Source organism: Rudaea sp. (assembly GCF_036560865.1).
Classification (GTDB): domain Bacteria; phylum Pseudomonadota; class Gammaproteobacteria; order Xanthomonadales; family Rhodanobacteraceae; genus Rudaea.
Map to the genome: position 1 here is coordinate 1 of NZ_DATBQK010000085.1, position 4,919 is coordinate 4,919.

Annotated in this window: 6 protein-coding genes; all 6 read left to right on the forward strand. The window is 59.6% G+C overall.

What is annotated here, in order from left to right; genetic code table 11:
* A partial coding sequence (locus VIE67_RS08820) for a hypothetical protein (protein WP_332025316.1) occupies window positions 1–454 on the forward strand: 454 nt, incomplete at its 5' end.
* Window position 455: 1 nt separating this feature from the next.
* Window positions 456–914, forward strand: a complete 459-nt coding sequence (locus VIE67_RS08825; protein ID WP_332025318.1) for an SHOCT domain-containing protein — start codon at window positions 456–458, stop codon at window positions 912–914.
* 202 nt (window positions 915–1,116) lie between these two features.
* Entirely contained in the window at window positions 1,117–1,242 is a 126-nt protein-coding gene (gene ykgO / locus VIE67_RS08830) for a type B 50S ribosomal protein L36 (RefSeq protein WP_298070998.1), read from the forward strand.
* 203 nt (window positions 1,243–1,445) lie between these two features.
* Entirely contained in the window at window positions 1,446–3,395 is a 1,950-nt protein-coding gene (locus VIE67_RS08835) for a CocE/NonD family hydrolase (RefSeq protein WP_332025322.1), read from the forward strand.
* 112 nt (window positions 3,396–3,507) lie between these two features.
* Window positions 3,508–3,849 (forward strand): hypothetical protein, encoded by a 342-nt coding sequence (locus VIE67_RS08840; RefSeq protein WP_332025324.1) that lies wholly within the window; start codon window positions 3,508–3,510, stop codon window positions 3,847–3,849.
* The gene (locus VIE67_RS08845) at window positions 3,846–4,883 is read left to right on the forward strand and encodes an agmatine deiminase family protein (RefSeq protein WP_332025326.1); all 1,038 of its coding nucleotides are present in this window, start codon (window positions 3,846–3,848) and stop codon (window positions 4,881–4,883) included. Before VIE67_RS08840 ends, VIE67_RS08845 begins: the two co-directional genes overlap by 4 nt.
* Window positions 4,884–4,919: the final 36 nt, after the last annotated feature.

Sequence of the window (4,919 nt, forward strand, 5' to 3'; positions counted from 1 at the left end):
TTCACCTGCCACCTCGGCTTACAATCAAATTTTCCGCGAAGGCACCATAGAGTATGCCGCCAATGTGGGCGTGGACAACACTACCATCGGGGGTGCCGCAACCAATGTCATATTTACTTCGGAGCTGATCACGTTCTACCGTCAGGGTGTGAATCGATTCCTGAACTTTTCTAAGCGATCTGGTTTCGCCGGACCAGCCGTTTTGGGCGTAGCAATCTTGCGCGTTGGCGGGTATCAACTGCGCAGTGGACAATACTTTTATAGTTCGCACGATCGATCACCCGTCGACCGAGATAACCTGATCCTCCCGGAGGTATGGATCGACAACATCGAATCAGCAGACTGCGACAAAGTGATTGGTCCGATGATGGATGTGCTTTGGCAATCTTTTGGGCTGGACCGGTGCGAATACTTCGATCCAGAGACGGGCGTATACGATTCCACGGGGAGGTAACATGAAGAACTTGGTCTGGGTTTTGGTGGCGGGGATGCTCTTGGCGGCGTGCGCCACGGCCGGAAAAATAGGCGGCGTTCGCATCGGCATGACCAAAGATGAAGCCATCGCTGTGATGGGACCCCCTGCAAGCGTTAGTGCTCAAGGGCAAGCTGAATATCTAAATTACGCTTTGTCTGAAACAGGTGACCAAGCCTTTTATGGAGTCGCTCGCCCCTACTACGTCCGCCTCGTAAATGGTCGCGTAGATTCTTTCGGCAGAACTGGGGACTTTGACAGCACAAAGACCCCCACCGTCCGCCTCGAAAGCGATCAGTCGGTCAAGCAGGACATTCAAGTAAAGGACTCGGGCGACCTTTATACCGAATTGAAGAAGCTAAAGGATCTAAAGGATTCTGGAGTCATCACAGAAGAAGAATTTCAGGAACAGAAGAGAAAAATTCTCAACAAGCAGCATTGAGGGCGACTACTCGCCGCCGCGCTGGACCTCATTTCTGCGAGTTAGACCAACCGCGGAACGCGCCGTCGCCATGCGGCACCCGCACCGATCCAACTAGCCCGCGGTGTTTACTCGCGCAACGACTTTACATGTGCAGCGCATACCGATTACAATGTCCGGCTACTTTTTGCGCCCTCAAGTCTGATAACCAACGGAATTCGTCATGAAAGTCCTGTCCTCCCTCAAATCCGCCAAGCAGCGTCATCGCGATTGCAAGATCGTGCGTCGCCGCGGCAAAGTCTTCGTGATCTGCAAGAGCAACCCGCGCTTCAAGGCGCGTCAACGCTGATCTGCACGATTCAACGATCGTGACCCAAAGGCCGCCTGGTGCGGCCTTTGCGCTTTCTGGCTTCTGCGATTTCTTGCGCGGTTCTGACAAACTGCGATACTGCCTTACGACCGATCTGCCGGCGCAATCCTGCGTACTCTCCCGTGCCCAACGACGATATCCCAGAGAAACTGCGCTCGGCGCGCCGTCGCGAACTGACAAAAATGCTTGCGTCAATCGCAGGCTTTTTCTCCCTGCCCAAACTCACCGCCGCAGATATTTCGCAATCGGATTTCGAAGTCAGTCTGCAAAGCGACGTGATGGTCGCGATGCGCGACCGGATCAAACTCGCAACCGACATCTACTTTCCCGCACACAATGGCAAACGGGCCACAGGCCGGTTTCCAGTGCTGATCGAACGAACGCCATACGGCAAGACAGTCGATAGCCGCTCCGAGCGCACGGCCACCGTCGCCGAGCCGAAGAGCCGCGCGCAAGTCGCCGAATTCTTCGTGCGCCACGGTTACATCGTGATCTATCAGGATTGCCGCGGTCGCTACAAATCCGAGGGCGAATTCACCAAGTACTTGAGCGAGGGAGTCGACGGTTTTGACACCTGTGCCTGGGTGGTCAAACAGCCCTGGTGCAATGGCCGCATCGGCACGTTTGGACTGTCCTACGCGGCACACACCCAAGGCGCACTCGGCAGCGCTGGCGCGCCCGGCGTAGTCGCAATGTTTGTGGATTCCGGGGGATTCTCGAACGCCTACCAAGGCGGCATCCGCCAAGGCGGGGCATTCGAAATGAAGCAGGCGACTTGGGCCTATCACAGCGCACTGGAAAGTCCGCGTGTACGGGACGACCCGGCCACATTCGCAGCGATGAAGGCTGTCGATATCAAGGGCTGGTTCCACCGCCTGCCCTGGCGGCGCGGCAACTCGCCGCTGAGTCTTGCGCCCGAATACGAGGATTACCTGTTCGAGCAATGGCAACACGGCGTATTCGACGACTACTGGAAGCAGCTCGGCATTTATGCGCAAGGCTTCTACGCGCAGTACGTCGACGCCGCGATGATGCATATGTCGTCGTGGTACGACCCCTATCCACGCACCGCAACGGACAATTACATCGGGTTGTCGAAGCGCGCGAAAACCGGAGGCAAACGCGGTCCGGTGCGACTCATTCTCGGCCCATGGACGCATGGCAATCGTTCGATCACCTACTCCGGGGATGTCGACTTCGGTCCACAGGCAACGATCGACAACAATCTCGCCACCGACTTCCTCGCGTTGCGCCTGCGTTGGTTCGATCGCTGGATCAAGGGCATCAGGAACGGCGTGGACAGCGAGCCCGTCGTGCGCCTGTTTGTAATGGGCGGCGGCAGTGGACGCAAGAACGGCGACAGCCGCATGCAGCATGGCGGTGCTTGGCGCGCAGAGACCGACTGGCCGATTCCGGACACACGCTGGACGCCCTATTACCTGCGTACCGAGAACGAACTTTCGCTTGTCAAACCGGGCTCCGGCGTCGAACCGCTGATTTATCAGTACGATCCGCGCGACCCGGTGCCGAGCATCGGCGGCACGATCACATCTGGCGAACCCGTCATGGTCGGCGGCGCCTTCGATCAGCGCGAAGCCGCGCGCTTCTTCGGCTCGAAGGAACCCTACCGTGCCCTCGCCGATCGCGCCGACGTGCTGGTTTTCCGCACGCCGCCGCTGGATCAGGATATCGAAGTCACCGGCCCGATCACGGTGAACCTGTGGATTGCGTCGGATTGTCCGGATACCGATTTCACCGCAAAACTCATCGATGAGTATCCACAAAATCAAGATTATCCAAATGGTTACGCGATGAACTTGACTGACGGTATCTTGCGCGTGCGCTATCGCGATTCCTGGGAAAAACCGGCGTTGATGAAGCCCGGGGAGGTCTATCCGATCAAGATCGAGGCGTTCCCGACCAGCAACCTGTTCAAGCGCGGCCACCGCATCCGCGTGGATGTATCGAGCAGCAATTTTCCGCATTTCGACACCAACCCGAACTCGGGCGAACCCGAAGGCCATGCGGCGCAGATGCGCGTAGCGACCAACAAGGTCTACATCGACGCCAACGCGCCCTCGCATATCGTACTGCCGGTAATCCCGCCGCGCGGAGTGAAAACGCCCCAATGACCGGAGCGATTTTTCTGCACCAATCAGTGACTTGGAGCATCGACTTCGCGCGTTAAATTTGGTACAAAGTCGGGCGTCGGCTCACGCGCCGAAGTCCTCTGGAGTGAAAGCCATGCGTTGTCGTCCCAGCCTGCTGTCGTGCGCGTTTGCGCTGTCATTTTTCGCCGCCTCGGCTGTACATGCCGATACGCTCCTGATCGACCGGGTCAAGCAGGAACGTGCCTTCCACTTGCCGACGCGTGGCTTGAGCATGGGCCAGGTCGAAAGCCGCTATGGTGCGCCAGCAAACAAGCTCGCGCCGGCCGGCGGCGATTCGCGCTGGCACCCGACGATCAATCGCTGGGTATATGCTGACTACACCGTCTACTTCGAACGCGATCGCGTGATCGACGCCGTGATGAATCGCGTTTCGCCCGACGAGCTCGGACCGAAGAACGCACCCCGGGCACAATGATCTCCCCCGCTTTTCGCCTGCCTGCGGAGTGGGAACCGCAGGCGGGCGTGCTGCTCGCTTGGCCGCATGCGAATACCGACTGGGCAGCGCGCCTGGCCGCCGTCGAGAGCACCTGCGCTGCATTGATCGCAGCGATCGCACGCCATGAACCGGTTGTCGTCTGCGTGGCCGATGCGGGCGTACGTGCGCGCGCCGAACAGCTTATCGATGCGGCCTGCAGCGGGCCGACGTCAAAAATTCAATTCGTCGAAATCGAGTACGACGACACTTGGCTGCGCGACTCCGGGCCGATCACGCTGACCGACGGGGCGAAATTCCGCCTGACCGATTTCCGCTTCACCGGCTGGGGAGGCAAATTCAGCGCCAGACGCGACGATTGCCTGATCGGCGGCCTCGTCGCGCGCGATCTGTTTGCCGGCGCTGAACATCAACGCGTCGATTGGGCGCTCGAAGGCGGTGCGATCGAATCCGATGGTCGCGGCACGATCCTCACGACCTGGCGCTGCCTGCACCAGCGCCATCCCGAGCAAAGCCGCGAAGAAATGACGCATCTGCTCTGCGAAAAGCTGGGCGCGCAGCGCGTGCTCTGGCTCGAACACGGTTATCTGCAGGGCGACGATACCGATGCGCATATCGACACGCTCGCGCGCTTCGCGCCCGACGACGCGATCATCTACCAGGCTTGCGACGATGCGACCGACGCGCACCACGGCGAACTCACACGCATGGGCGACGAACTCGCTGCGCTGCGCACGCTCGACGGCAAGCCGTATCAGCTGCATGCCCTGCCCTGGGCGACGCCCATTCTCGACGACGGCCGTCGCCTCGCCGCCTCGTATGCCAACTATCTCGTCGTCAACGGCGCCGTGCTCGTGCCCGCGTATGGCGATGCAGCCGATGCCGAAGCCGCGCGCGTCATCGGCGCCGCGCATCCCGGCCGTCAAGTAATTCCGGTACCCTGTCGGCCCCTGATCTGGCAGAACGGCAGCCTGCATTGCATGACCATGCAGTTGCCGCGAGGAGTATTGAAGTGAGCAAGCCATTGCGCGTGGCGCTGTTGCAGGAGCGCG